General features: G+C 60.7%; 23 protein-coding genes and 1 tRNA gene. 11 read left to right on the forward strand and 13 right to left on the reverse strand.

Annotated elements, in window-relative coordinates:
* Nucleotides 1-394: 394 nt before the first annotated feature.
* Nucleotides 395-1,612 carry a DegT/DnrJ/EryC1/StrS aminotransferase family protein gene (locus DXY16_RS04450; protein WP_115119902.1) on the reverse strand — a complete coding sequence of 406 codons (1,218 nt, stop codon included), beginning with the start codon at nucleotides 1,610-1,612 and terminating at the stop codon, nucleotides 395-397.
* A 19-nt stretch (nucleotides 1,613-1,631) separates the two neighbouring features.
* A complete protein-coding gene (locus tag DXY16_RS04455; RefSeq protein WP_115119904.1) occupies nucleotides 1,632-2,228 on the reverse strand; it encodes a thioredoxin family protein in 597 nt (198 codons plus the stop codon).
* Nucleotides 2,229-2,368: 140 nt separating this feature from the next.
* Here DXY16_RS04455 and DXY16_RS04460 point away from each other — a divergent pair, with 140 nt between their 5' ends.
* The gene (locus DXY16_RS04460) at nucleotides 2,369-2,875 is read left to right on the forward strand and encodes a hypothetical protein (RefSeq protein WP_244281554.1); all 507 of its coding nucleotides are present in this window, start codon (nucleotides 2,369-2,371) and stop codon (nucleotides 2,873-2,875) included.
* Here DXY16_RS04460 and DXY16_RS04465 read toward each other — a convergent pair.
* Together DXY16_RS04465 and DXY16_RS04470 are read right to left on the reverse strand one after the other, a co-directional pair.
* Nucleotides 2,818-3,261 carry a hypothetical protein gene (locus DXY16_RS04465; RefSeq protein ID WP_115119906.1) on the reverse strand — a complete coding sequence of 148 codons (444 nt, stop codon included), beginning with the start codon at nucleotides 3,259-3,261 and terminating at the stop codon, nucleotides 2,818-2,820. The two genes, DXY16_RS04460 and DXY16_RS04465, sit on opposite strands and share 58 nt — an antisense overlap.
* Before the next feature lie 7 nt (nucleotides 3,262-3,268).
* Nucleotides 3,269-4,201: an FAD-binding domain-containing protein gene (locus DXY16_RS04470; RefSeq protein ID WP_170953846.1), complete on the reverse strand. Its 933-nt coding sequence runs from the start codon at nucleotides 4,199-4,201 to the stop codon at nucleotides 3,269-3,271.
* A 111-nt stretch (nucleotides 4,202-4,312) separates the two neighbouring features.
* On the opposite strand from DXY16_RS04470, the gene fabI reads away from it, so the two are divergent.
* The 5 genes from fabI (at nucleotide 4,313) to DXY16_RS04495 (ending at nucleotide 9,401) form a co-directional block, all read left to right on the forward strand.
* A complete protein-coding gene (gene fabI / locus DXY16_RS04475) occupies nucleotides 4,313-5,095 on the forward strand; it encodes an enoyl-ACP reductase FabI (protein WP_115015715.1) in 783 nt (260 codons plus the stop codon).
* Between the two features lie 106 nt (nucleotides 5,096-5,201).
* The gene (gene hisB / locus DXY16_RS04480; RefSeq protein ID WP_115015717.1) at nucleotides 5,202-5,804 is read left to right on the forward strand and encodes an imidazoleglycerol-phosphate dehydratase HisB; all 603 of its coding nucleotides are present in this window, start codon (nucleotides 5,202-5,204) and stop codon (nucleotides 5,802-5,804) included.
* A gap of 56 nt (nucleotides 5,805-5,860) precedes the next feature.
* The gene (locus tag DXY16_RS04485; protein ID WP_115119908.1) at nucleotides 5,861-7,372 is read left to right on the forward strand and encodes a carotenoid oxygenase family protein; all 1,512 of its coding nucleotides are present in this window, start codon (nucleotides 5,861-5,863) and stop codon (nucleotides 7,370-7,372) included.
* A gap of 55 nt (nucleotides 7,373-7,427) precedes the next feature.
* Nucleotides 7,428-8,171: an SIMPL domain-containing protein gene (locus tag DXY16_RS04490; protein WP_244281546.1), complete on the forward strand. Its 744-nt coding sequence runs from the start codon at nucleotides 7,428-7,430 to the stop codon at nucleotides 8,169-8,171.
* Between the two features lie 39 nt (nucleotides 8,172-8,210).
* The gene (locus DXY16_RS04495) at nucleotides 8,211-9,401 is read left to right on the forward strand and encodes an MFS transporter (RefSeq protein ID WP_115119910.1); all 1,191 of its coding nucleotides are present in this window, start codon (nucleotides 8,211-8,213) and stop codon (nucleotides 9,399-9,401) included.
* Here the strand turns inward: DXY16_RS04495 and DXY16_RS04500 are convergent.
* The 6 genes from DXY16_RS04500 to DXY16_RS04525 are packed head-to-tail and all read right to left on the reverse strand — an operon-like array spanning nucleotide 9,386 to nucleotide 16,438.
* Nucleotides 9,386-10,990 (reverse strand): BCCT family transporter, encoded by a 1,605-nt coding sequence (locus DXY16_RS04500; protein ID WP_115119912.1) that lies wholly within the window; start codon nucleotides 10,988-10,990, stop codon nucleotides 9,386-9,388. The genes DXY16_RS04495 and DXY16_RS04500 overlap by 16 nt on opposite strands.
* Before the next feature lie 36 nt (nucleotides 10,991-11,026).
* Nucleotides 11,027-12,217 (reverse strand): FAD-dependent oxidoreductase, encoded by a 1,191-nt coding sequence (locus tag DXY16_RS04505; protein ID WP_115119914.1) that lies wholly within the window; start codon nucleotides 12,215-12,217, stop codon nucleotides 11,027-11,029.
* Nucleotides 12,214-13,269 carry a Glu/Leu/Phe/Val dehydrogenase dimerization domain-containing protein gene (locus tag DXY16_RS04510; RefSeq protein ID WP_115119916.1) on the reverse strand — a complete coding sequence of 352 codons (1,056 nt, stop codon included), beginning with the start codon at nucleotides 13,267-13,269 and terminating at the stop codon, nucleotides 12,214-12,216. The genes DXY16_RS04505 and DXY16_RS04510 overlap by 4 nt, the downstream gene beginning before the upstream one ends.
* Nucleotides 13,269-14,306 (reverse strand): SAM-dependent methyltransferase, encoded by a 1,038-nt coding sequence (locus DXY16_RS04515; RefSeq protein WP_115119918.1) that lies wholly within the window; start codon nucleotides 14,304-14,306, stop codon nucleotides 13,269-13,271. Before DXY16_RS04515 ends, DXY16_RS04510 begins: the two co-directional genes overlap by 1 nt.
* A 52-nt stretch (nucleotides 14,307-14,358) precedes the next feature.
* A complete protein-coding gene (rdgB, locus tag DXY16_RS04520) occupies nucleotides 14,359-14,946 on the reverse strand; it encodes an RdgB/HAM1 family non-canonical purine NTP pyrophosphatase (protein ID WP_115119921.1) in 588 nt (195 codons plus the stop codon).
* Between the two features lie 31 nt (nucleotides 14,947-14,977).
* Nucleotides 14,978-16,438 carry a phosphoglucomutase/phosphomannomutase family protein gene (locus DXY16_RS04525; protein WP_115119923.1) on the reverse strand — a complete coding sequence of 487 codons (1,461 nt, stop codon included), beginning with the start codon at nucleotides 16,436-16,438 and terminating at the stop codon, nucleotides 14,978-14,980.
* A 65-nt stretch (nucleotides 16,439-16,503) separates the two neighbouring features.
* On the opposite strand from DXY16_RS04525, the gene DXY16_RS04530 reads away from it, so the two are divergent.
* Entirely contained in the window at nucleotides 16,504-18,006 is a 1,503-nt protein-coding gene (locus DXY16_RS04530) for a TM0106 family RecB-like putative nuclease (protein WP_115119925.1), read from the forward strand.
* A 66-nt stretch (nucleotides 18,007-18,072) separates the two neighbouring features.
* Here DXY16_RS04530 and DXY16_RS04535 read toward each other — a convergent pair whose 3' ends face one another.
* From DXY16_RS04535 to pyrE, 3 genes are all read right to left on the reverse strand, one after another.
* The gene (locus DXY16_RS04535; protein ID WP_115119926.1) at nucleotides 18,073-18,414 is read right to left on the reverse strand and encodes a DUF805 domain-containing protein; all 342 of its coding nucleotides are present in this window, start codon (nucleotides 18,412-18,414) and stop codon (nucleotides 18,073-18,075) included.
* A 70-nt stretch (nucleotides 18,415-18,484) separates the two neighbouring features.
* On the reverse strand, nucleotides 18,485-19,342 hold the full coding sequence (locus DXY16_RS04540; protein WP_115119928.1) for a folate-binding protein YgfZ: 858 nt from the start codon (nucleotides 19,340-19,342) through the stop codon (nucleotides 18,485-18,487).
* Complete coding sequence (gene pyrE / locus DXY16_RS04545; protein WP_115119930.1) at nucleotides 19,339-19,896, reverse strand: orotate phosphoribosyltransferase; 558 nt, start codon at nucleotides 19,894-19,896, stop codon at nucleotides 19,339-19,341. Before pyrE ends, DXY16_RS04540 begins: the two co-directional genes overlap by 4 nt.
* A gap of 59 nt (nucleotides 19,897-19,955) precedes the next feature.
* Here pyrE and DXY16_RS04550 point away from each other — a divergent pair, with 59 nt between their 5' ends.
* From DXY16_RS04550 to DXY16_RS04560, 4 genes are all read left to right on the forward strand, one after another.
* Nucleotides 19,956-20,495, forward strand: a complete 540-nt coding sequence (locus DXY16_RS04550; RefSeq protein WP_244281547.1) for an occludin/ELL family protein — start codon at nucleotides 19,956-19,958, stop codon at nucleotides 20,493-20,495.
* Nucleotides 20,496-20,508: 13 nt separating this feature from the next.
* Nucleotides 20,509-20,581, forward strand: a tRNA-Ile gene (locus tag DXY16_RS14635).
* Nucleotides 20,582-20,594: 13 nt separating this feature from the next.
* Entirely contained in the window at nucleotides 20,595-21,908 is a 1,314-nt protein-coding gene (locus DXY16_RS04555) for a hemolysin family protein (RefSeq protein WP_115119934.1), read from the forward strand.
* A 67-nt stretch (nucleotides 21,909-21,975) separates the two neighbouring features.
* The gene (locus DXY16_RS04560; RefSeq protein ID WP_115015748.1) at nucleotides 21,976-22,980 is read left to right on the forward strand and encodes a Gfo/Idh/MocA family protein; all 1,005 of its coding nucleotides are present in this window, start codon (nucleotides 21,976-21,978) and stop codon (nucleotides 22,978-22,980) included.
* The last annotated feature ends 8 nt before the right edge of the window (nucleotides 22,981-22,988 follow it).

The raw sequence follows: 22,988 nt of genomic DNA on the forward strand, positions 1-22,988 counted from the left end.
GGCGGAGGGGTCTCCGCCAGCGACGCGCTGATAAGCATTGCTGGCGTCAAAACCGTTGAAGAGGTCGCCGTCGAGGTTGAACTCAAGCATGGGAGGAGGTGAGAACGTTGGAGACCGGAGTGGGGTGTGGCCTCTGGATGAACTCAGCTTTTCCGATTTGTTGATTGGGCTTGATGATCGAGATTGAGGCGGGCTGTGATCTTGCTCACAGCCTGTTTTCGTGCCTCATACATCGGGGTGGTGGAGCACCACACAACCTTCTGAAGATTCAGTCAACGAGCCGCATCCTTTGTTTTCAGTCGATGGCCGTTGCGTTGATTGGGCTCCTGCCCACAGATGATTGGTTGCGCTTGACGTTGGATGGTTGGGGATTTTTCTGAGATGGTGATGCAGCTCAGGCCACCATGCGCTCTTGTGTGCTGCTGCTGAGAAGACGCTTCACCACCCTGATGACACGATCCTGCTGTTCCACGCTCAGTTCTGGGAAGATCGGCAAGCTCAGCACTTCACTACAGAGCTGTTCGGTGATGGGCAGGCTGCCAGGTGCAAGCCCGAGGTCGACATAGGCGGGCTGACGGTGGATTGGAATCGGGTAGTAGATGATCGTGTTCACACCTTGCTCTTGCAGGCTTTGCTTGAGCCAATCCCGCCGATGGCTACTGGGCAGTCCAAAGTTGTTGGCTGCATTACTGCCAAGAGCGGCCTCCGTTTGCTGCGCCTCTGGGCTGAGATTGACGCGCACCACAAATTGATTCCAGCCATGGCCCACGGCAGGATCGGCGGCAGGATCGGGTAATTCCAAGCCTGGTAGGTCTGCTGCTAGCGCCTTGATGTAGCGCGAGGCAATCGCAGCCCGCTTATCCACCCAAGTGCGCAGATGGGGCAGCTTGACGTTGAGCACCGCTGCCTGCAGGGCATCAAGCCTGCTGTTGTAGCCAAGTTCAGTGTGGAGGTAGCGGCGAGGCATGCCATGCACAGCCAGTTCGCGAATGCGCTGAGCAAGACCATCGTCATCGCAAGTGACGGCGCCGCCATCGCCTGCTCCGCCCAGGTTCTTGGTGGGGAAGAAGCTGAAGCAGCCCGCATCGCCCCAGCTGCCCACCGGTTTGCCGTTCCAGCAGGCACCTGTCGCTTGGGCACAATCCTCAACCACCTGGAGGCTGTGGCGTTGAGCGATCGCCATCAGCGCCTCCATATCGACCGGCCGGCCGAAGAGGTGCACGGGCATTAGCGCTTTGGTGTTCGGCGTAATGGCGGCTTCGATCTTGGTGAGATCAATCAGATAGGTGACGGGATCCACATCCACGAACACCGGGGTGGCACCAACCGCACTGATTGCCTCAGCGGTGGCAAAAAAGCTGAAGGAGGCTGTGATCACTTGATCGCCTGCTCCGATGCCGAGGCCACGCAGGGCAAGGATCAGGGCGTCGGTGCCGCTGTTGCAACCCACGCTATGAGCTGTGCTCACGCAGGTTGAGAAGTCGGTTTCAAACTTCTGGATCTCACCGCCGCCGATGTATTGGCCGCTGTGCAACACGCGCAGAATGGCGTCATCCAGCTCAGGCCCCAGATCGGCGAGCTGCTGACTGAGACTGAAGGGAGGCACCTGCATGCGGGAAACCTTAAGCCGTCTACCTAAACCATTGGGGCTCCTCGCCAGGGTGCCACTTGATGTTGCAGCCGAGCGAAGGGTGTTGTTCCGGATTGGGAGCGTTCCCTTTCAGCACGGCATCCAGGGCGGCGCGTAGGTCGTGGCCATCCAGAGCCCGGTCATTGCCCGGTCGGCTTGCATCCAATTGGCCTCGGTAGCGCAGGGTCTCGATTCCCTTGTGATCTGGAGCGAACAGATAGAACTCGGGCGTGCAGGCGGCTTGGAGGGCTTTCGCCAGAGTCTGCTTTTGGTCGAGCAGATAGGGAAAGTGCCAGTGGTTCCTTCGGGCTTGGTCTGCCAGCGCATCAGCTCCGTCCTGGGGATGGGTGATCCAGCTGTTGCTGGCCACCCCAAGCAGGCTCACTTGCTGGCCGTAGTCCTGTTCGATTCGGGTCAGTTCTGCTTCGATGTGCTTCACGAACGGGCAGTGACTGCACAGCAGCATCAGCAGCACGGGACGCGGTGGAAGTTGGCTGCTTTTGATCAGCCCATCGCTCCCCGTGCCTGCGGCCACCGGCAGGGCAAACGCCGGCATTGCACTGGCGAGTGGAAGCATGGTGGAGGGTGTCAGAACCATGAAACGGCGGCGCTTTGCCCTCAGGATGGTCCGGAATCTGCTGGAGTCGTGTCGTGGCTGTGCAGCGCATCACCCCGCCAACCCAACCCGGTGTGGCCTTCCCTATGCGCATGGCGTCCTTGCTGTTCGGGGCTGGGGTGATGCTGGCGCTCACTGCCTGCAACAGCTCTGAGCCCCGTCCTGCCTGGAAGGTGTTCCCGCTGCAACGCCATCAAGCTCACGACGGTCTGGCGGTGGTCAACCAGCCTGATGGCTACGGCATCCATCTCTATCTCGAGACGGATACAACCGACAGGGCTGTCTGCAAGCCGCGCTGGTTGGTCGATCCAGCGCGGCTGTTTAACGGCAATGGCAGCCATCCGTTCTCGTCCGGTGTGGCAACAAGACAGGAGTTCTTTGCAGCTGTGGGTCGCAAGGATGTGCGCAGTGCCCTAGAGGAACAGCTCAAGGCGTTGTGCATGGCCCGCGAGCCCCAGGCTCGTTGGCTTTGGATCGAACCTCCGCGTCAGGCTTCAGACGTGAAGCCTCTGCACTTGCCGGCGCTGGAGGAGCACCACCTGCTTACCGATCCCGGGGAGGAGAATGCGCGTCAGGAGGCGCTGCTGACAAATCCCTCCCAGACCACGGATTCAGCTTCACGCCAGTAACGGCTGAATCGCCCGAGGCGGGGTGGGCGCCGGAGTGCCACAAAGGGTTCGGGATCGAGCAGTTCGAGGGGGAGCTGCTCGTCAATCGCATCGGCGATCCGCTCCAGACGGGGATCGACAGGGGTGCTGCTCACCACGCCATCAGCCTTGTGGCGCTTGGCGAAGGCCATCACTTCGGCTGCGACATCGCCTTTGCGAAGGCTCAGCGGCAGGGCCAGGGCGCTCTCATAGAGGAAGCCGACGCGTTTGCGGCTGATGCTGGCTTCCCGGATCCAGCCACTGTCGAACACGAACAGGGCCGGGGCTTGGGGCCAGGCGAGCAGGGCTGGGTTGCGGGGGCCAAGGGCCTCGTCATGAACCCAGAGGACGGGACGTTGAAAGGGCATGGTGGCGTCAGCGTTTTGGGCGGGCGGTGGCGGCTGAGGGCCGGGCAAAGGTGGCGCCTCGCCCCCTCCCATGCGTTCCGCCGGTGTCGTGGCTGGCGGCTGGGGTGGCAAAGAGCTGGTTCTCGAGTTGTGCGTAGCTGCCTTCAAACGGACAACAGCCCGCGCTGGGGCAATCCGTGCAGAACCGGCCCTGGCTGTATCGCTCCAAGTTGTCGCGGTTAAAGAAATAGGGCTTATGGCTGAAGCTGCTGGCCACCCATTGCCAACTCAGGTGGTTGCTGGCTGGATCGCCATCCAACAGATGCCTAAGGAACCAGTCGGCCCCTGCTTTCCAGTGCACCCGTCGCCAGTGCACCACGTAGGCCGCAAGCCATAGGCGGGCGTGGTTGTGCAGCCAGCCTGTTTCGACCAAGTCTGCTTGGAACCGATCCATACAGGCCAGTCCGGTCCGCCCTGTGCGGATGTCGTCCGGCACGTTTCGGCCATAAGAGTTCGGATCGTGGCCGGTGTTGAGTTCCTCTTGGTTGTCGTTGATCTGATCACCTAGGCCAGTCCACATCCGCTGCCAAAAATCCCGCCAGCCCAGCTCCTTGATCAGCGTCGCTCCGTCTTCGCGCTGCTGGCGGCGCTGGCGCAGTTGGTCAAAAACCGCCTCACGCACTTCCGCAAGGCTGAGAACGCCGTGACGGATGTATGGCGACAGCTGGGTAACGGCGCCATCGAGATGGTTTCGGCTGCGCCCGTAACGCTTGGCATTCATCCGTTCCAGCTGCTGTTCGGCTGCATCACGTCCGCCGCGGAGTGGGCTGAGGCCTCCTTCGATCTGCGGAAACAGCTGCTCCAGATGTTGTGCGAACACGTCTCGGTTAGGGAACTTCCGGGGCAGGTCGTCCTCTGCAACTGCCCAGTTCAGGGGTGGTGGAGCGGGCAGCTGGGTCACCGGGTCATCCACCTGACACTGGCTTTCACTCTGTCGTTCTGCAGTTGAAAGCGCGAATGGTCGCAGTGTGGGGGAGAATCACCCGAATTGTTATCCCGCGGGCACGGCTCGATGCTTCTCGATCTCACCGGCAAGAAGATCCTCGTCACAGGTATTGCCAACAACCGTTCGATTGCCTGGGGGATCGCCCAGCAGCTCAAGGCCGCTGGTGCCGAGTTGGGCATCACCTATCTGCCGGATGACAAGGGTCGTTTCGAGGCGAAGGTGCGTGAGCTCACCGCTCCGCTTGAGCCCAGCCTCTTTCTGCCACTGAATGTGCAGGACGCTGACCAAATGGAAACGGTGTTCGCTGAGATCAAGGAGAAGTGGGGCCAGCTGGACGGGCTGGTGCATTGCCTTGCCTTTGCGGGGAAGGAGGAGTTGATCGGTGATTACAGCGCCACCACGGCTGCAGGCTTTGCCCGTGCTTTGGAGATCAGCGCTTACTCCCTGGCTCCTCTTTGTGCCTATGCCAAGCCGCTGTTCAGTGAGAAAGCTGGTGTGATCACGCTCTCCTACTTGGGCTCTGAGCGGGCCATCCCGAACTACAACGTCATGGGTGTGGCTAAGGCGGCTTTGGAAGCCTCCGTGCGTTATCTGGCGGCGGAGCTGGGTCCCGAGAAGCAAGTTCGAGTTAATGCCATCAGTGCTGGCCCGATCCGCACCCTCGCAAGTTCTGCCATCGGCGGCATCCTCGACATGATTCACAACGTGGAGGAGAAAGCTCCTCTGCGTCGCACCGTCACTCAGATGGAGGTGGGTGGCACCGCTGCCTTCCTGCTCAGCGATCTTGCTAGCGGGATCTCTGGCCAGACCATCTACGTCGACTCCGGCTACTGCATTAACGGCATGTGATGCGTTGCCAGCGAGCAGGCATCGGCTGAAGGAGGCTGGTGCCTTTTGCTCTGTTCGGCATGATCAGTCAGTACTGACTAATCATGCGCTTCGGGCGCAGAGGGCCATGCGCACAGGTGAAGTCCATCGCGTCACCGGTGAAACTGATGTGCGCGTCAGGCTTGGCCTCGACGGCAATGGACGCTGCACGGCCTCGACTGGTGTGCCTTTCCTGGATCACATGCTCCACCAGATCAGTAGCCATGGGCTGATTGACCTGGAGATTGCTGCTACCGGAGACACGCATATTGATGACCATCACACCAATGAGGATGTGGGCATCGCTGTGGGCCAGGCTCTGTCCCAAGCCCTTGGTGATCGCCGCGGCATCCATCGATTCGGACATTTCGTCGCCCCGTTGGACGAGGCCTTGGTGCAAGTGGCACTGGATTGTTCAGGCAGGCCCCACCTCAGCTTCGGACTGGACATCCCGACCCAGAAGATTGGCTCATACGACACCGAGCTGGTGAAGGAGTTCTTTGTGGCTGTGGTGAACAATTCAGGTCTCACCTTGCACATACGTCAGCTGGATGGAGTGAATTCGCATCACATCGTGGAGGCTTGTTTCAAGGCCTTTGCCCGAGCCCTGCGCCTCGCCACCGAGATCGATCCTCGGCGGGCAGGGGCAGTGCCAAGCAGCAAGGGGGTGCTGGAGCAGGCGGGGAGCTAACGCCCACGCTTCATAGTCCGTTACGAGAGGATGAATGCCTTGATGCTCGTGCCGTTGTGACTGTTGCTCCTGCCACCGCCCGTTTCAATAGGGCTGACTGGGCCAGCGCCTTCCGCAACGTTGAGCAGGAGCTCACGCGGGAGAGGGTGCAGGTGGCCAGCGGGAGTGTCCCGGTTGAACTCGATGGCTGTCTTTACCGCAACGGGCCGGGTCGGCTTGAACGGGATGGTCATTCCGTGCATCACCCCTTTGATGGCGACGGCATGATCACCGCGATCCAGTTTGGTGCCGGCGAAGCCCACTGCAGCAACCGCTTCGTACGCACCAAAGGCTGGCAGGAGGAAGAGCAGGCCGGTCGCTTTCTCTATCGGGGTGTTTTCGGCACTCAGAAGCCAGGTGGTGCACTGGCCAATGCATTCGATCTGCGCCTCAAGAACATTGCCAATACCCATGTGGTGCGATTGGGCGATCAGCTCCTCGCCCTCTGGGAGGCGGCCGAACCCCACGCGCTAGACCCTGAAAGCCTTGAGACACGCGGGCTGTCGCTGCTCGATGGGGTGCTGAGTCAGGGCGAGGCCTTCAGTGCCCACCCCCGCTTTGATCCCGGCCATCACGGCAGTCCGCGCATGGTCACGTTTGGGGTGAGCACCGGGCCTCGAAGCACCATCCGTTTGATGGAGTTCGCCACTCAAGACGATCCCTCGGCGGCCATCCGGGCCGGAGATCTGCTCTGTGATCGCCGCGACAGCTTCAACGGTTTTGCCTTCCTCCACGATTTCGCCATCACGCCGAACTGGGCAGTGTTTTTGCAGAACGCCGTGGCGTTCAATCCTCTGCCTTTCGTTATGGGCCAGAAGGGTGCAGCGCAGTGCTTAGCCTCCAAGACCGGCGGCCAAGCGATGTTCTGGTTGGTGCCGCGGGAGTCAGGGGCTTATGCCGGAGAGCCTCCCCGTCTGGTGCCTGCGCCCGAAGGGTTTGTCTTTCACCACGTCAACGCCTGGGAGGAGAACGATGCTCTGCTGATCGACAGCATCCACTACAGCGATTTCCCCTCGATTGGGCCGGAGGTGGATTTCCGTGAGGTGGATTTCGACAGCATTCCTGCCGGTCTGTTGAAGCGGTGTCGCATCGATCTCCCGAGTGGTCAGTGCAGCACTGAGCTGCTTGGAGACCGTTGCTGTGAGTTCGCAATGGTGCATCCCGACCATCAAGGCCTGCCTGCACGCTTCGCCTGGATGGCGGTGGCGGAGCGGGAGCAGGGCAATGATCCCCTGCAGGCCATTCAAAAGCGGGATGTTCACACCGGAGAAACGCAGCGATGGAGTGCCGCGCCGCGCGGGTTTGTGAGTGAGCCGATCATGGTGCCCCGCCCAGGCAGTGCAAAGGAAGACGACGGTTGGGTGCTGGTTCCTGTTTGGAACGGTGCCCGCCAAGCCACTGATCTAGTAATTCTCAGGGCTGACGACCTCCAAGAGCAGGCCGTGCTGGAGCTTCCCCTGGCGATCCCTCATGGTTTGCATGGCAGCTGGGTGCCTAGTCATGGTTTGACGCAGCCCGGTCATGGTTGAGCAGGATTGTTTGGCCTGGGTTCTCCAGCATGGGGATGTGGTCTGATCGTTCTCGATGACGATGCTGAGCTTCTGTCCACTCTCTGCCGTGTCTCGACGCACGCTGGGTGCTTGTGCTGGATGGGCTTTATTGGCTCCGCTTGGGCTTGGGCTGCAGATGTTGCCTGTGGCGCCGATGATGGCTGCGGAGCGCGTTTGCAACGGCACCCTTCTCCAGATCAAGGTGCTTGAACGCGGCAATGCTGTGAGTGATCGGTTTCGCTTTTCGCTGCGTCTGGAGGCGGAGGCCAGCACCAAGAGTGCAGCGATGAACTTGCTCAATCAGCGGGTTGATCAGGCTCGTCGGGAGATCAAGCCGTTGGCGATGGGCCGGCTCACGATTCCCGCTCCCCGTCATGACCGCATTGGTGGTGGTGCCGCTGGGCGCCGTGTCGAACGGGCTAGCACCAGCATCAGCGGTGACGTGAGCCGCCATCGTTACGACGCCCTGATTCAGACCGCTGCTCGGCTTGAAGGGGTGCGTTTGCAGGGGATGCTCTCCCTCGCATCGAGCAGTGGCAACAAGTCACTGGCTGGTCAGTTGTTGGAGCGGGCTTTGCAGAACGGGCGTGGACGGGCCGAGCTCACGGCCAACGCCCTTGGCCTGCGGCGGGTTGATTTGCTGCGAATTGATCAGCGAGGGTTTGGTGCCCAGCCGATGGCCATGGCCTCGCGCCAGGCCAGTGAGGGTTACAACCCTGATGAGGCGCCCAAGCCAAGCCAGACTCTCAGCCTTGATCTCTCGTACTGCCTGAGCTGAACCTGATTCACACAATGGGGCTACCCCTAGGTGTGTTGGATGCGCGATCGCTTGCTTTGGCTCACAAGCTTGTTGTTTGTCGCTTGGTTGGTCTGGTCAGAGACCAGTTTTCAGTTTTATGAGCAGTCACTCGGGCGGGATCTGGGCTTATCGGTGAGTCGGGTTTCGTTGATTGCTGGCAGCTTTCTCGTGCCCTATGGATTGCTTCAGATTCCTGTGGGTCGCTTTCTCGATCAGGGACGCCTGGACCGTTGGTTGTGGATGGCTGCCTTGCTGGCCTCTGGATTCAGTGTGGCCTTTGCCTTCAGTCACGATTTGCCCGGTCTGATGCTCAGCCGAATGGGGATGGGGATGGCCTGTGCAGTGGCTTTCCCTGCCTCAGCGCTGATCGCCCGTAAGACGCTGCCAGCGAAGCGTTTCCCGTTGGCGATGGGGCTCACGGACAGCCTGCTGGGGTGGGGGGCTGCTTTCGCCGCCTTTGTGCCGTTGGTCTTGCCGTCGGCTGCCTGGAGGCATCTTGTGATCGTTCAGGCGCTGTTGTTGGCGGTGTTGGTGGTTGTGCCTGTGATTGTCTTGACGCAAGGCAGGACGGTTCTGGTGTGTGCTCCTGATCGACACCGCTCGCAGAGTGCTGTTCCGTGGACCCCCACAGCTGTTGGCCAAGTCATCCGCGCTTGTCTCATTTATGCGTGGGGCGGTGGGTTTGTCTTCGGTCTTGCCCAATACGGATTGATTTCTGGTCTGCGTGGTTGGAGCGGTGAGCGCATGCAATGGATGTCACTGACGATGTCCCTGGGGATCGCCTTAGGCATGGTGCTGTCGGGATATCTCGGCAGCTGTGCGCTGCGTCGGGGGCGGGTGCTGCTGACAGGCACCGTTTTGAATGGTTTGGCTCTTCTGGCTCTATTGCAGCTGCCCAACCATGCGACTGCGCCGCTGGGGGCGTCCGCTCTCTGTCTGGGTTTGGGGCTAGGTGCTGCAGTGCTCGCCTTCCCATTGGCAGAAGAAGGGGCTCCGCAGGGTCACACTGCGTTCACAGTGGCGATCGTGAACACGACAGGCACGGTAATGGGTGGGGTGATGGCGATTGTCTCTGGGTTGATCCTGCAGGCATCAGCCCCAGGCGATGTGATGCCTGTGCTGATGGTCTATGGCCTGCTGGCCTTGTTTGGCGTTGCAATCGCTTTGGGGCTGGTGTTCAGGCCATCGGTTGTTCAAGATCTGTCTTGACCGCTGCGCTGCGCTTCTTTCCAAGCCAACCGTGGGGCCGTCCATAGCGTCGCGAGCACAAGCGGTGTGACAGGAACCGCAGCAATCACAATGAAGGCCTGAAGAGCGTTGATGGAGGTGGGATCGGTCAGGCTGGACCCGACCCGGAGCAGCACCAGCGTGAGGCTGCCGATCATCAGAGCCCAGAAAAGGCGGAGTGGTGCTGGGGGTTCATCCCGGCCGCTCACCACCATGGCTGCGGCATAGCTCATCGAGTCGGCGCTGGTGCACATGAACAGCACCACCAGCAACAGACCAATTGGAATCAGGAGTCCCGACAGCGGAAGCTGGCTGAGGATCGTCAGCAATGTGGATGCAGCGGCATTGATGCCGTCGCTCTCAAGTGCACTGGTGATGTCAGCACCGTTCAGGTCTAGATACATGCCTGTTCCACCCACAAGCGTGAACCAGAGATTGGTGACCAGTGGGCAGAGAATGGCGACCGCAAGCACCAATTCCCGGATGCTGCGTCCACGGCTCACCCCGGCGGTGAACAGGCCCATCAGGGGTGCGTAGCCGAGGAACCAGCCCCAGTAGAAGATCGTCCACCAGTTGAGCCATTCGCCTGTATTTGCATACATTGGACCCCAAGATCTGCCTGCAAAGAAGCTTCTAGGTAAGAGGGCCATCTGGGGGAGATGAACCACATTGCTCAGCAGTGCGCTGAAGAAGTGTTGGATCAGCCAAAATCCAGGACCCAGAAGCAGCAGCCCAGCCGCCAGGGCGATGGTGAGCCATACATTGAGCTCCGACAGCCATTTGATGCCTTTCTGAATGCCGCTGACGGTTGACGTGGCGAACACGGCAGTGAGTAGGACCACAACGAGCGATTGCAGGCCAGCACTGTTGGTGAGCCATGGCAGTTTGCCGGCAGCATCGCTGAGCTGAAGGGAGAGAAACCCAAGCGGCCCAACGGTGCCGGCGATGGCTGCGACCACTGAAAGGCCATCGGCGAGATCGCCGATGGGTCCGTCCACCCACCCCCTTGGCAGCACAGTGACCAAAAGGGTGCGGGGGCGAAGGGGTTCACCACGCCGCTCCAGAATCGAGAAGGTGATGGTGGTAGTGGTGGCGACCAGGGCCCAGGCGAGGAATCCCCAGTGCAGAAAACTCACGGCCAGGGCTGGATCCACGGCCGCAGCCGTTTTCCCCTCAACCCCTGCTGCTTGGAACAGAGGGGAAGGGGTGAGGTAGTGAAACAGCGGTTCGGCTGCTGACCAGAACACGCCACCGCCGGCGAGCAGGGTGCAGATCAAGACTGCACACCAGTCAAAGAACTTGAAACTTGGTTTCGCGTTCTCACCCCCCAGTCTGAGCTTCCCCACAGGGCTCACTGCGATGGCCAGCGCGATCAGGAACAGCAGCAGCACCATCCACTGCCAGAGCCCACCGAGCAGTGTGCTGATCAGTGCTTGCCCCTGATGGGTGAACTTTTTGGCCAGGGCCAGGTCGATGGCTGACACGACCAGGAACACCAGCAAAGGGCCAGCTCCCACCCACAGCGGTGGTTGGCGCCACCAGGGGCGAGGGGAAGGGGGGGATTGCGACATGGATTTCTGGGGAGGGAGCGTGGCGCGGACGTGGATTTAGGGGCGCACTGCCTGACGTTGGTGGCTCCAGCAGCTCAGATCCACAGCTGGTTGTTCGCCACGGGCTAGTCGGGCGAGTGAGTCACCGATGAGTGGTGCGAATTTGAAGGATTGGCCCGACCCCCCTGCGAACAGGCTCAGTTTCGGGGTGAGACGATCCAGCACGAAGTTCACATCGCTGGTCATGGAGTACGGGCTGATCACCGTTTCAACGCGTTCCTGCACGCCTTCGAGGTTGTTAAACAGGAAATGGTCCAGCAGCTCGACCAGTCGTGGCGGTGGTTCGCTGCTCATGGCGTTGGGTTCAACCACGCGCAGCTCTTTCGGTGCCCAATCGATCCCGCTTTTGATCCTTGGCCTGCCATCCTCTGTTCGGCTCAAGACGGGAAAGCCGTAATACAGCCCGCCGTCATCGCCACGCTCCTGCTGGAAGCAGAACCATTGCGGGTAACGGTCGGCGAGGTTTGGATCCACCGTGTAGTGGGCCCAGAGCATCGGCCAGATCTCGAGCTTGGGAGCAAGACCGAGGGGAGCGAGCAGCAACTGGCTCCAGATTCCGCAAGCCACCACGACCTGGCCGGCTGCGATGTGATGGCCATTCTCCAGGCGGACGCCGCCGCCATCAGCATCAATGCTGCTGACTGGGCTGTGTTCGATCAGCTGATGGCCCGCGTTGCGGGCGGTGCGAATCCAGTGGGCGATCACTTTGTCGCTGCGCACTGCACCCGCGGTGGGCTCAAACAGGCCGGTGAACTCCGCTTTGGGTTTCAGCGGGAAGCGGGCTGCAATTTCTGCCGCATTGAGTGCTTCGTAAGGAATGCCCTGGTCATCCATCACCCTGCGCGCCCCAGGGATCGATCCCTCGATCGTTTCCTCATCCCAGCTTTCGCCGTAGAAGAGCAACCCGTGGGTTTGGCGCAGTGTTTCGCCGGCGTGGGTTTCTTCCTCTCGCCAGAGCCTGTTCGCTTCCTGGGCGAGACGGCAGAGCACCGGGTCGGAGTACATCTCGCGGAACATCCGGGTTTCGCCGAAGCTGCTGGCTTTGGCATGGGCCAGGGTCTGGGCCTCAACCAACACCACATCGGTGATGCCACTGCGCGCAAGGGAAGCCGCGCAGCTCAGGCCTGCCATGCCACCGCCAACGATGACGACAGACGTCTGAGCTGGAATGGAGGCAGGACTGGTCATTCCGTTTCTCCGAAGCTGAGACCGATGGGCTCCGTGCGGGGGGCTGCAGCCACTTCATTCAGGGCAGCTCCCACAGACAGGCCTTGATCGCGTTGGTTCAGATACTTGCTGGCGCGTTGGCGCACTTCATCCCTAACGAATGTGTAAACGTCCTCAGCACCGGCGCCTTTCCAGGCTTCAGGCGAGAAGCGTTCAATGGAGTCGGCAATCACGGCCCCCGCATTAACCAGAGGGTCGGGCAAAACCGGAATGTCACGTTCCCTCAGACTTTCGGCCAGCTGGGGATCCTGGAAGGGTGCATTGGCGGCAGGGACCACCGCCTTGGTCCGCAGCGCCGCGGTGATCGAGGCATCTATCAGGCCTGAGATCGAGCAGGGCAGCAACAGATCCAGCTCCAGTTCCCACCAAGGACAATCGTTGGGAAGAGGTGTTGCGCCTTTGAAGCCTGCTCGCTCACGGCTCAGATCAACGGTGAACACTGTCCAGCCGTGGTCCACCAAAGTGCGGGCGACCGTGCCGCCCACCGCGCCGCAGCCGTGAACCAGGGCGCGCCCTGGTTCAGCATCTTCCAGTTTGTTGCCCAGCACGGCTTCCACAGCACCAAGGGTGCCGTGGGCAGTGGCAGCGCTGGCATCCACCGGACTGCCCACCGCTGCCAGGACATGGGGTGTCAAAGCGGTCAGACGCTCCATGTCCTCGAGGCTGGTGTTGAGATCACAGCCTGTGATCATTGCCCCATCCAGAGATTCGAGAAGCCCTGCGGTGACGCTGATCAATTCCTCCTTCACAGCTTCTGGGTCGGAGGCGCGAGCAACGATCTTCCCGCCTGCGAAACCGGTGCCGTAGAGATCGTGTTTGTGGGTCATCAGACCAGCCAGGCGCTGTCCGTCAGCGATGCAGGCTTCATCGCTCGGGTAATTGAGCAGCCGAAGCCCACCATTCGCCGGCCTCTTGGCATCCGTGGCTTCGCCCACCACAAAGACAGAGAGATGGTCGGAGACGTGTTCCGCCAGAACCGTCACCGGCGGCGTGTGATCTGTGGTGCTGCCCATCAGCCCACCCGTTCCATCATTTGGTGGTGCTCGACGTAATCGAGACTCCACTCGCTCGGCGCAGCAGCAATTCGCTCCTGCAGGCGTTGATAGACCGTGTCTGCAGCTTGATCGCCTGCGGCGGAAGCAAAGCTGTGACGGCTCCAACTGCGGATCGTGGCCATCAGTCCTGCCGCGAACGTGGCGGTGTCACCGTCCTCGTTCCAGCGGCGGCGATAGGGGCACTTCACATAGGCCGTCCGCTCATCCACTAGGCGAAGACCGTTGCGGTATGCCGGTGAAGACTCATCTTTGAGCGGAGCCATGAACTCCGTCGGTGACTTGTAGAAGTTGTTGACGGTGCCATTGCGGTATTGCTCCTCGCTAATCAGTCCTTCGTCCGCCATGCCGCGCCAGATCTGATGGAGCTGGTCGTGCACATTGCGGGTTTCCCCTCCGTTGTGCCCCAGATAGCGACCCTGTTCATCGCGTGAAAGATTCACGGTTAACAGTCGCCCTCCCACCTTGAGCTCGCGGCTGCGTAGTTCAAGGACGTAGTTCCAGTCCTTCAGCGCTTGGGCCGTGAAGCGTTCCAAGGCTTCGCTATCGCCGGAGGCAAGCACATGGGTATGGGTATTGAGCGGACCTGGAGAGGCGCTCAGCCAGTGCATCGCTGTGGCGGAGAAGCCGAAACTCACCGTGTCTGGAGCGACGGAGGGCTCATAGAAACTGCGAGCACTCACTAAGACGGTCGGTTTCGGGGACCGGGGAATCTGGAGGGCCAAGTTTTCCGCCAAGGCCACGTTGTCGTTGCTTGGCAGGTCATTGCCGATTAGCGTCAGATGTGCCGCCGGCTGGTTGGCATGCAGGCGATCCAGAATCTGGTTCCAGAGACCAACAGCGGTGCCACCATCGGCAGCTCCGTAGTCGATTAGCACGTGGCTGTTTTGGGCAGCCAGGGAATCCACACAAGTCAAGGCCCAGTCCGAAGCAGCTTCGATGCAGAGCAGAGCTCCTTCGGTCTGTGCGCTGTAACCCGTGGTCATGGCGATGGCCATCGACCTCGTCAGCGTCAGATTGCACGGTACAGCGCTGCCCAGGTCTGACTCGCTACACAACCTTAAGAAGCTCGCGCAGCTTTGGCTCCAGCTGCATGAAGGCAAGGCCGCGATGGCTGAGGCGCTCTTTGGTGTCTGACGGCATCTCGGCAAAGGTCAGATCGGTACCGGTTGCTTCGAAGATTGGGTCGTATCCAAAGCCGTCTACCCCCCGTGGTTCCTGGGTGATGCGTCCTAGGCAACGGCCCTCGACTTCGGCTAGCACGCAGCCATCGGGGGCGGCGATGCAGAGGGCAGCACTGAAGTGCGCCTCACGGTTTTTGCTCGCGCCCAACTCCAAGAGCAGGCGGGTGATCCGTGCTTCATCTGTGTCGGCATAGCGCGCGGAGTAAACGCCAGGAGCGCCTCCGAGGGCTTCCACGCTTAATCCCGAATCATCGGCCAGAGCCCAATGGTCGGTTGCAGCGGCCACGGCAATGGCTTTGATCCTGGCATTTTCGCTGAAGCTGGTGCCGGTTTCCTCCACATCCATGTCCCTGGGCTGGGGCTTCAGGCTCAGAGGTAGATGGGCCAGCAGGCGGGCGAATTCACGGATCTTGCCGGCATTGCCGCTGGCGATGACCAGGGTGCGAGGTCTCATCGTGGCGAAAGGGAGAGTTGCGGAGACGGGTTCAGATCGCGGTGGCGAAACTCTTGGCCCAGGCGAGCACCTTCTCGACTTGTTCGGAGCTGGGCGCTTCGCAGTACAGACGCAGCAGTGGTTCGGTGCCGGAGAATCGGAGCATGAGCCAGTGGCTAGGGCCGAGCCGCAGCTTCACGCCGTCGATGCTCATCACCTCTTGCACCGGGATGCCGGCAACCTCCGTGGGTGGGTTCTGCGACAGCAGTGTCTCGAGGCGGTGGCGGGAGGCCATGTCGGCCAGGCGCAGGTCCACCCGGTCATAATGGCTGGCGCCACCGCAGCGATCCTGGAGCGACGTCACTCTGGCGCCCAGCGGTTTGCCCCCTTCGACAAGCGCTTCGAGCACCAGTAGGGCGGCAAACAGGGCATCCCGTTCAGGTAGATGCATGCCGAAGCCCACACCACCGGATTCTTCGCCGCCGATCAGCACCTTTCCGTTCAGCATCTCGGAGGCGATGTATTTGAAGCCCACAGGCAGTTCCAGCACCTCACGCTCAAGGTCTTCAGCGACTAAACGCATCAGATCTGAACCGCTCACTGTTTTCACGACTGAGCCGGGAAGTTGCCGTGCACGCGCCAGATGGTCGATCAAGAGAGGCATCAGTTGTTGCGTACTGCAGAAGTTCCCCTGCTCATTAACGGCAGCAATGCGGTCGCCGTCGCCGTCAAATACCAGACCCACAGCTGGAGAACCGCTCGCGCTTGTCTCCTTCACCGTTGCGATCAATTCCTGCAAATAAGAGGCGAGAGGCTCAGGTGGGTTGCCGCCGAACAGGGGGTCGCGGCTGCTGCGGATTTCACGGACTGGTCCATCCGGGCCACCGAGCAGCTCGGCCATACAGCCGGCGGCAGAGCCATGCATGGGATCAACAATGACCTTCAGGTTCATGGCATCAAGGCCGCGGCGGAGGCCATCAAGGTCGACTTTGGTTCGTAGCGATGCGAGATGCTCCGCTCTGGCGTCAAATCGCTCCGTATCACCTTGGCTGGCTGCGGTGATGCCTCCCGCCGCCAGGCGCTTCTCGACTGCTGTGGTGAAGTCACCCTCCACAGACCCTCCAAACGGGCCTTTGATCTTCAGTCCCAACCATTCCGGTGGGTTGTGGCTGGCAGTAATCACCAGTGCCCCGAGGGCTTGGCGTTCCACGACTGCTGAGCTGCAGGCCGGGGTGGGCACGGCGGTGGTGCTGAGTAGCGGTTTGAGGCCGCAGCCGCGTACTGCTGAGGCAATGGCCTCGGCCAGTTCTGGTGCAAGGAAGCGGCGGTCGTATCCGATCACCACCGTTTCACTCGCGTTACTAGGCGGAGCGCGATGCGCCAGTTCCTGAGCTGATGCGGCAGCAACCATCAGCAGGCGTTCCACGGTGATGTCGACCCCGAGGATCCCCCGCCATCCGTCGGTGCCGAACTGGATTGGCGAGGCAGCGAGAGGTAGGGGAGCTGAAGCCATGGACGGCTGGAGGGAAGCAGGCGTTCGATTCAGGATCTAGCAGCGGGCCGCCGTAACGTCGGGCGATGGGTGACACCCCTTTTGCTGACAAGCCACTCACTGATCGCCTGTTGCGCAGCTGGGTGCGTTGCCGGCGTCGGGCTTGGCTGGATCGGCATGGTGATCCCCACGCCAGGATCTACACCGCCCATCGCACCCTCCAGCTCGACGATCAACAACGCAGTTTTGTGGCTTTGCTGCCGAGGAAGCCCGCAGCGGGGCTTTCCGGCTTGGCCGAGGGGGCTCCTGGTGTGGTGGGTGTTCGTTTGACAGGAGAGGGGCCCGATGGCCTTCCTCTGGAGGCGCATCCGCCGTTGCTGGAACGGGTGGCCGGCAGCAGCCGCTGGGGAGACTTCGCCTATCGCCCAGTGCTTGCTCGTCAGGGACGGAGGCTCACCCGTGAACATCGTCTCCCCCTTGCCCTGGCTGGACAATTGCTCGCGGATTTCCAGCAGTCGCCGGTGGGAGAGGCTCTCGCGGTTGCAGGAGCTGGGCGACGGTTGGAGAAGGAACGGCTGCCCCTGAATGCAGCCCTTCAGCGCCAGTTGGATGAAGCATTGGTCAAGTTGGCGGCTGATTTACAGCGTTTGGATCCGCCTCCGCTAGCGGCCGATCGACGCAAATGCACACTCTGTAGCTGGAGAGGCCTCTGCAATGCCGAGGCAGCGTCCGAAGGTCATCTCAGCGAAGTGAGTGGAATCGGGGCGAAACGCCGCGAGATGCTCCAGGAGTTAGGAATCCATGGCCTCAAGGACTTGGCGGCGGCCGAGCCTGCGGTGTTGGCCACTCAGCTCGAGCGCTACGGCGAACAGCACGGTGCGGTGGCACTTCCGTTGGTCGTCCAAGCCCGGGCCCAACGTGATGGTCTGGTGGAGCGACTTGATCAGGCTCCGAGTCTTCCCGAGCTGGCGATGGCGCCAGGGGTGCTGCTTTACGACATCGAGTCGGATCCCGATGCTCGCGATGACTTCCTGCATGGTTTTGTTTGTCTGCCGCGTGACCAGTCAGGCCGCTGGGACCTCGGTCGAGGCCGCTATCACCCACTTCTGGTGCTCCAGGAACATGGTGAGAAGCGTTCTTGGCTGAGGTTGCGCCGTTTGCTGGCTGCTTACGCCGACTGGCCGATTCTTCATTACGGCGAGACCGAATCGCTGGCTTTGAAACGCATGGCGCAGCGTCAGGGGGCTAGTGATCGCCAGTTAGAGAGCTATAAACATCGGTTGGTGGATGTGCATGCCCGGGTGCGGCATCACTGGCGATTACCGCTCAACAGTTATGGCCTTAAGTCCGTCGCCGCATGGCGCGGTTTTCAGTGGCGTCAACGCAGTGTGGACGGAGCCAGGGCGCTGCTGTGGTGGCGGCAGTGGCGGGGATCCGGCCCTCTCGATCGCGGACATCACCAAACCTTGCGCTGGATTTTTACTTACAACGAAGATGACTGCCTGGCGACATGGGCGGTGGCCTCATGGTTGTTGGAGCAAGACAACAATGAGGAGAGATCGGACGTCACCGGTGCGTCGGAGAGATGAAAAAAGGGGCTGTGGAGCCCCTTCGCATATTCAGTGGTCAATCTCTGTGGTCAACCTGGGTTGGAGTCAGCCGACCACGCTGGGCTGCACCAGAAGATAAAGAAACCAGAAGCCGCCAATAAAGGGCACCAAGTTGATGAAAATCCAGACCCACTCCTTGCCGCTGTCGCGAAGACGGCGAACGGTGATTGAGAGGGACGGAAAGATTTGGGCAATGGCATAGATCACGGCCACGCCTAGGAGGATGCCATTTTCCGTGTTGGCGAAAACGGTGGTGCCGATGATCAGGAGGATGAAATAAACAATCGCGTCAAGCAGGGCGAACCACCAATACTCAGATCGCGTTGCTTTGCCGCCGTAGGTGAAGGATTTCCGCCATGCAGTGGTGAACGCCTCAATCGGTCCCATGGATGTCGTTGGATTACTCGCCGGAACTATGGCGCTAGTCAGGAATTTTGTCTATTTCGAGACAAAAAAATTAGCTGGTTTGTGCAGTCCCGCACTCTTGGAAGGCTGGCGGTTCGTGCAAGCTCAAGGCTTGGCTTCCGGTCGATAGCTCAAGCGATGGCTGTTGTAAGGCGCCACGTCGAATTAAAGCCAGTCCTCGCCAGCTGCTGCCCTCTTGAACGGCAGAGGTGATGGTTCCTGCTCGATCGCCGTTGTGCAGAAGGGTGTCTCCGATTGCTGGGGAGGTGGCTAGGGCCTCGGAGGGTTGAACGGTCCAGCAACGCAGCTTTTGTTTCACGCCATCGCGGGATGCCAGCTTGGCGATGGTCTCTTGGCCGAGATAGCAGCCTTTATCCAGGCTCACCCAGTCGCCGAGGCCAAGCTCCAGAGGATTGGTGTCGCCGTTTAACTCCTGCTTGCTGAAGGGCAGCCCAAGGTTGAGACGCCAGTGCTCGAGTTGGTCTGGGTTGGCCAAATTCAGGCTCTCCCAATCTGAGGGTAGGGATGTGCCCTCAAGCCAGAGGACTTCCTGATCCCACTGCGGGGGTTGGTGCGCAGGGCAGAGTCGTTGCAGCCGCCGCCGTTGACCTGACTGGGTGATCTTGACGCGATCGGCGGGAAAGATCACTCGATCGAAGCCAGTGAGCACGGCTTCTGCATCGCCGCAGAGAACCAACACATCGGCGCCCTCTGGATCGAGGCGCACCTCCAGGAGAGCTTGCACCCTGCCTGTAGCCGTGAGCCAGCAGCTGCGGATGAGCTGATGGTCGGGGGCCTGCTGAATCGCAGCACTGGTTTGTCCATGCAAGAACTGACGACTGCCGCCTCCTTTCAGGCGCAGAGAGGGGAAGCTGGCATCCCAGAGCAGTGCTTGTGCGCCATCGTTCATGGCTTCAGCTCCTTGGCACGGGCTGCGATTTCGCTCAGTTTGAACAAGCTGACCAATTCCAGCCCAGCGGCGTCCATGGCTTCTTGGCCGCCTTCTTCTCTGTCAACGATCGTGACCACCCGTGCCACGACATAGCCGGCTTGTTTGAGTTGATTCACCGCTTGAATCGACGATCCTCCGGTGGTCACCACGTCTTCCAGCACGGTGACCCGGGCTCCTGCGGGGGGTAAAGGACCTTCCAGCCATGCGCCGGTGCCATGGCCTTTGGCCTGCTTGCGCACAATCAAGGCATCCAAGCTGCGGCCAGCTTGAGCTGCAGCCATCGCCACTCCGCTCACCAATGGATCTGCCCCCAAGGTGAGTCCTCCGACGGCGACCGCGTCAGGCTCCACGCAAGCGAGCATGGCAGGGCTGAGTAGGGCTAGGCCAGTTCCACTCAGGGCGACAGGTTTGCAGTTCACGTAATGGTCACTGTTGCGGCCGGAGGCGAGCGTGAAGGCGCCATGGCGGTAGCACTCAGCTGCTAGTCGGTTCAACAGGTTGTCGCGGCTCATAGGGGGACTGGTCCGGGACGGATCTTCTGCCTAGTTTGCGCTCAGCTGGGTCCTGGGCTGTGTCGCGCCTTCTTCACTCTTCGCTTGTGTTGTTGGTGTTGGCTGTGACGAATCCTGCGCGACAGGTGGTCGCCCGTCCTGTGGTCTGTACCACCAGCCTTGAAGCGCCTACTGCCATACAAGCCTCCGGGCCTGCTCTGCCGGTAGAAATCACTCGCTGCGCGCCGGTGGAGCGTACGGACACGATGATGGATCGCCGTTTTTATACCTGGACTTCTCCCTTTGCCCGCGGCGTGGATGTGATCCATCAGGTCACAGACCTGCTCGGCATCGCAATGGCCGGTCCGGAGGGCACTCGCCTGATGGGTTTCGGATTCCCGGATCAAACGATCATCTGGGATGGCTCTGCTCTGCAAAACACCACAGAGTCCTTGTTGGAGGAGCAGAGCAAGCCGATTCCTTGGCGCACTGTCGATATCTCAAGTGGTTTTGATCGCAGCCTGGCTAGTGAGGATGAAGTCACCACTGAGGCGGTGATGGTGGACCTGGACCTCCCCCCCAGTGAAACCATTGGCACCCCGGTGCGCGGCCTGTGGTAAATCCTCATGCCAAGGGGGTCTAGCAATCTGGTGAATGCAGCGAACTCATAATTCGCCTAAGGCGAGTTCGATCCTCGCGACCCCCATTCACCCCAACTGATGCGCATCCTGCTTCTGCTGGTTTTGTTGGTGATGCCTGCGTTCTTTGCAGCGGTCGAGGTATCTCTTCTGCGCTTGCGCACCAGTCGGGTTCGGGTGCTGGATGAGCAGGGCGTGGCAGGTGCTCATGCGGTGCATCGCCTGCAGCGCCGCATGCGGCGGGCCCTGCTGATGTGTCAGCTCGGAGCCACGCTCTCCCTGGTCGCTCTCGGCTGGGCCGGCAGCGGATTTGCGTGGCATTGGTGGCCTCAGCAGACGCTGCCAAGCCGGTGGTGGACTTTGGTCTGGTTCCTGTTCCTCACCCTCTTGGCCACGTTGGTGGCGGGCTTGTTGCCCCGTGCCTGGGTGCTTAGCCGTCCGGAACGGGCGGCGCTGATCTTGGCACCGGTTCTGGAGGCAGTGATGCGGGTGCTGAGGCCGATTCTCTCGCTTTTGGAGGCGTTGGCCTCCTTAGTGCTGAGACTGATGGGCCTGCCAGCGCGCTGGGATTCCCTCGGTTCACCGCTGACTGCGGGTGAATTGGAAACCCTGATCGAAAGTGGCGATGTCACCGGCCTGCGGCCGGACGAACGCAACATTCTTGAAGGGGTTTTCGCGTTGCGCGATACCCAGGTGCGGGAGGTGATGGTGCCTCGTTCGGGCATGGTCACGCTTCCTGTGGATGTGCGTTTTGCTGAGCTGATGGAGGCGGTGCACCGCACCCGTCATGCCCGCTTCCCGGTGATTGGCCAATCGCTTGATGACGTGCGGGGAGTCCTTGATCTGCGCTTGCTTGCCGAACCGATTGCTGGCGGGCTGCTGGATGAGGCTTCGCCACTCGAGCCTTACCTACTTCCTGCCGAACGTGTCCTCGAAACCAGCACCCTGGCGGAGCTGCTGGCCCTGATCCGTAATGGCCACCCCTTGCTTCTGGTGGTGGATGAACACGGTGGTACTGAGGGGCTGGTGACGGCAGCGGACCTCACCGGTGAGATCGTTGGGGAGGAGCCGGAGCCGGATTCGGAGATTCCGGATCTCCAGCCCTTGATGAACAGCCCTGGTAGCTGGCTGGTGGCTGGGGACTTGGAGATCTTTGAGCTCAATCGTCAGCTGGGACTTGAATTGCCCGAGGCCACGGAGCACCACACCCTTGCCGGTTTTTTGCTGGAGCGGCTACAACACATCCCTGCAGAAGGAGAAGCACTGCGACATCACGGGCTGCAATTTGAGATCGTGGCGATGGACGGACCCCGCATTGGCCGTGTGTTGTTGATCTGCCCAGAAGGCTCTCCCACCGCTTCTGATGACCACAATCCTGAGATCTCCGATGCCTAACAGCTGTGTTCAGTTCGTCTGATCAAGAGCAATCAGGGATAATTGGCCGGATCCCTTTCGCCTGCCCATGACCGAACCAATGGTGCCGGTGAAGGTTGGTGTGATCGGAATTGGCAACATGGGCTGGCATCACGCTCGCGTGCTGAGCCTGCTCAAAGATGCTGAGCTCGTTGGGGTCGCCGACCCTGACCCCGACCGCGGCCAGCTGGCAAAAGAGCAGTTCGGCTGCGGTTGGTTTGCCGATTACCGCGAGATGCTCTCTGAGGTTGAGGCGGTTTGCATCGCGGTACCAACGCTGCTGCACCATGCCGTTGGCCTCGCCTGTCTCGATGCCGGCCTGCATGTGCTGATCGAGAAGCCGATTGCGGCGAGCCAAGAGGAGGCATCGGCCTTGATCGCTGCTGCCAGCAGGAACGGGCGTTTGCTGCAGGTGGGGCATATCGAGCGTTTCAACCCTGCCTTCCGCGAACTGATCAAGGTGGTTGCCAATGAGGAGGTGGTTGTTTTGGAGGCGCGTCGGCATAGTCCCCATGCCGACCGGGCCAACGATGTGTCGGTGGTTCTCGATCTGATGATCCATGATCTCGACCTGGTCTTAGAGCTTGCTCAGGCCCCTGTGGTCAGCCTCGCTGCCGCGGGTGGCCGCAGTGCTGAGGGCCCGATTGATTATGTGAACGCCACACTCGGTTTTGCGAACGGTGTGGTGGCGAGCCTCACGGCTAGCAAAATGAGTCATCGCAAAATCCGCAGCTTGAGTGCCCATTGCCGCGCAAGCCTTGTGGAGACTGACTTCCTCAATCACAACCTCCACATTCATCGCCGTGCCCACGAGTGGTACTCGGCTGACCATGGCGAGCTGTTGTATCGGAATGATGGTTTCATCGAGGAGGTGAGTACCACCTCCATCGAGCCCCTGTATGCCGAGCTTGAGCACTTCCTTCAGTGCGTGCGAGGCAGGGAAACGCCTGCTGTTGATGGTCAACAGGCATCTAGAGCCTTGAAGCTGGCGGATTTGATCGAGCATGCCGTTGAGCATCCAGGCATCGGTGTGCCTCTGAACGATCCGATCTGACCTCTTCC

Source organism: Synechococcus sp. UW105 (genome assembly GCF_900473935.1).
Lineage (GTDB): Bacteria > Cyanobacteriota > Cyanobacteriia > PCC-6307 > Cyanobiaceae > Synechococcus_C.

Bases quoted from the DNA above. Each gene is read 5' to 3' on its own strand.
- DXY16_RS04465 (WP_115119906.1), bottom strand. From the start codon at position 3,261: ATGCCCTTTCAACGTCCCGTCCTCTGGGTTCATGACGAGGCCCTTGGC.
- DXY16_RS04525 (WP_115119923.1), bottom strand. From the start codon at position 16,438: ATGGCTTCAGCTCCCCTACCTCTCGCTGCCTCGCCAATCCAGTTCGGC.
- DXY16_RS04455 (WP_115119904.1), bottom strand. From the start codon at position 2,228: ATGGTTCTGACACCCTCCACCATGCTTCCACTCGCCAGTGCAATGCCG.
- DXY16_RS04535 (WP_115119926.1), bottom strand. From the start codon at position 18,414: ATGGGACCGATTGAGGCGTTCACCACTGCATGGCGGAAATCCTTCACC.
- DXY16_RS04560 (WP_115015748.1), top strand. From the start codon at position 21,976: ATGACCGAACCAATGGTGCCGGTGAAGGTTGGTGTGATCGGAATTGGC.
- DXY16_RS04450 (WP_115119902.1), bottom strand. From the start codon at position 1,612: ATGCAGGTGCCTCCCTTCAGTCTCAGTCAGCAGCTCGCCGATCTGGGG.
- hisB (WP_115015717.1), top strand. From the start codon at position 5,202: ATGCGCACAGGTGAAGTCCATCGCGTCACCGGTGAAACTGATGTGCGC.
- DXY16_RS04540 (WP_115119928.1), bottom strand. From the start codon at position 19,342: ATGAACGATGGCGCACAAGCACTGCTCTGGGATGCCAGCTTCCCCTCT.
- rdgB (WP_115119921.1), bottom strand. From the start codon at position 14,946: ATGAGACCTCGCACCCTGGTCATCGCCAGCGGCAATGCCGGCAAGATC.
- DXY16_RS04505 (WP_115119914.1), bottom strand. From the start codon at position 12,217: ATGACCAGTCCTGCCTCCATTCCAGCTCAGACGTCTGTCGTCATCGTT.
- DXY16_RS04460 (WP_244281554.1), top strand. From the start codon at position 2,369: ATGCTGGCGCTCACTGCCTGCAACAGCTCTGAGCCCCGTCCTGCCTGG.
- DXY16_RS04555 (WP_115119934.1), top strand. From the start codon at position 20,595: ATGCGCATCCTGCTTCTGCTGGTTTTGTTGGTGATGCCTGCGTTCTTT.
- DXY16_RS04530 (WP_115119925.1), top strand. From the start codon at position 16,504: ATGGGTGACACCCCTTTTGCTGACAAGCCACTCACTGATCGCCTGTTG.
- DXY16_RS04500 (WP_115119912.1), bottom strand. From the start codon at position 10,990: ATGTCGCAATCCCCCCCTTCCCCTCGCCCCTGGTGGCGCCAACCACCG.
- fabI (WP_115015715.1), top strand. From the start codon at position 4,313: ATGCTTCTCGATCTCACCGGCAAGAAGATCCTCGTCACAGGTATTGCC.
- DXY16_RS04495 (WP_115119910.1), top strand. From the start codon at position 8,211: ATGCGCGATCGCTTGCTTTGGCTCACAAGCTTGTTGTTTGTCGCTTGG.
- DXY16_RS04515 (WP_115119918.1), bottom strand. From the start codon at position 14,306: ATGGCCATCGCCATGACCACGGGTTACAGCGCACAGACCGAAGGAGCT.
- pyrE (WP_115119930.1), bottom strand. From the start codon at position 19,896: ATGAGCCGCGACAACCTGTTGAACCGACTAGCAGCTGAGTGCTACCGC.
- DXY16_RS04510 (WP_115119916.1), bottom strand. From the start codon at position 13,269: ATGGGCAGCACCACAGATCACACGCCGCCGGTGACGGTTCTGGCGGAA.
- DXY16_RS04490 (WP_244281546.1), top strand. From the start codon at position 7,428: ATGACGATGCTGAGCTTCTGTCCACTCTCTGCCGTGTCTCGACGCACG.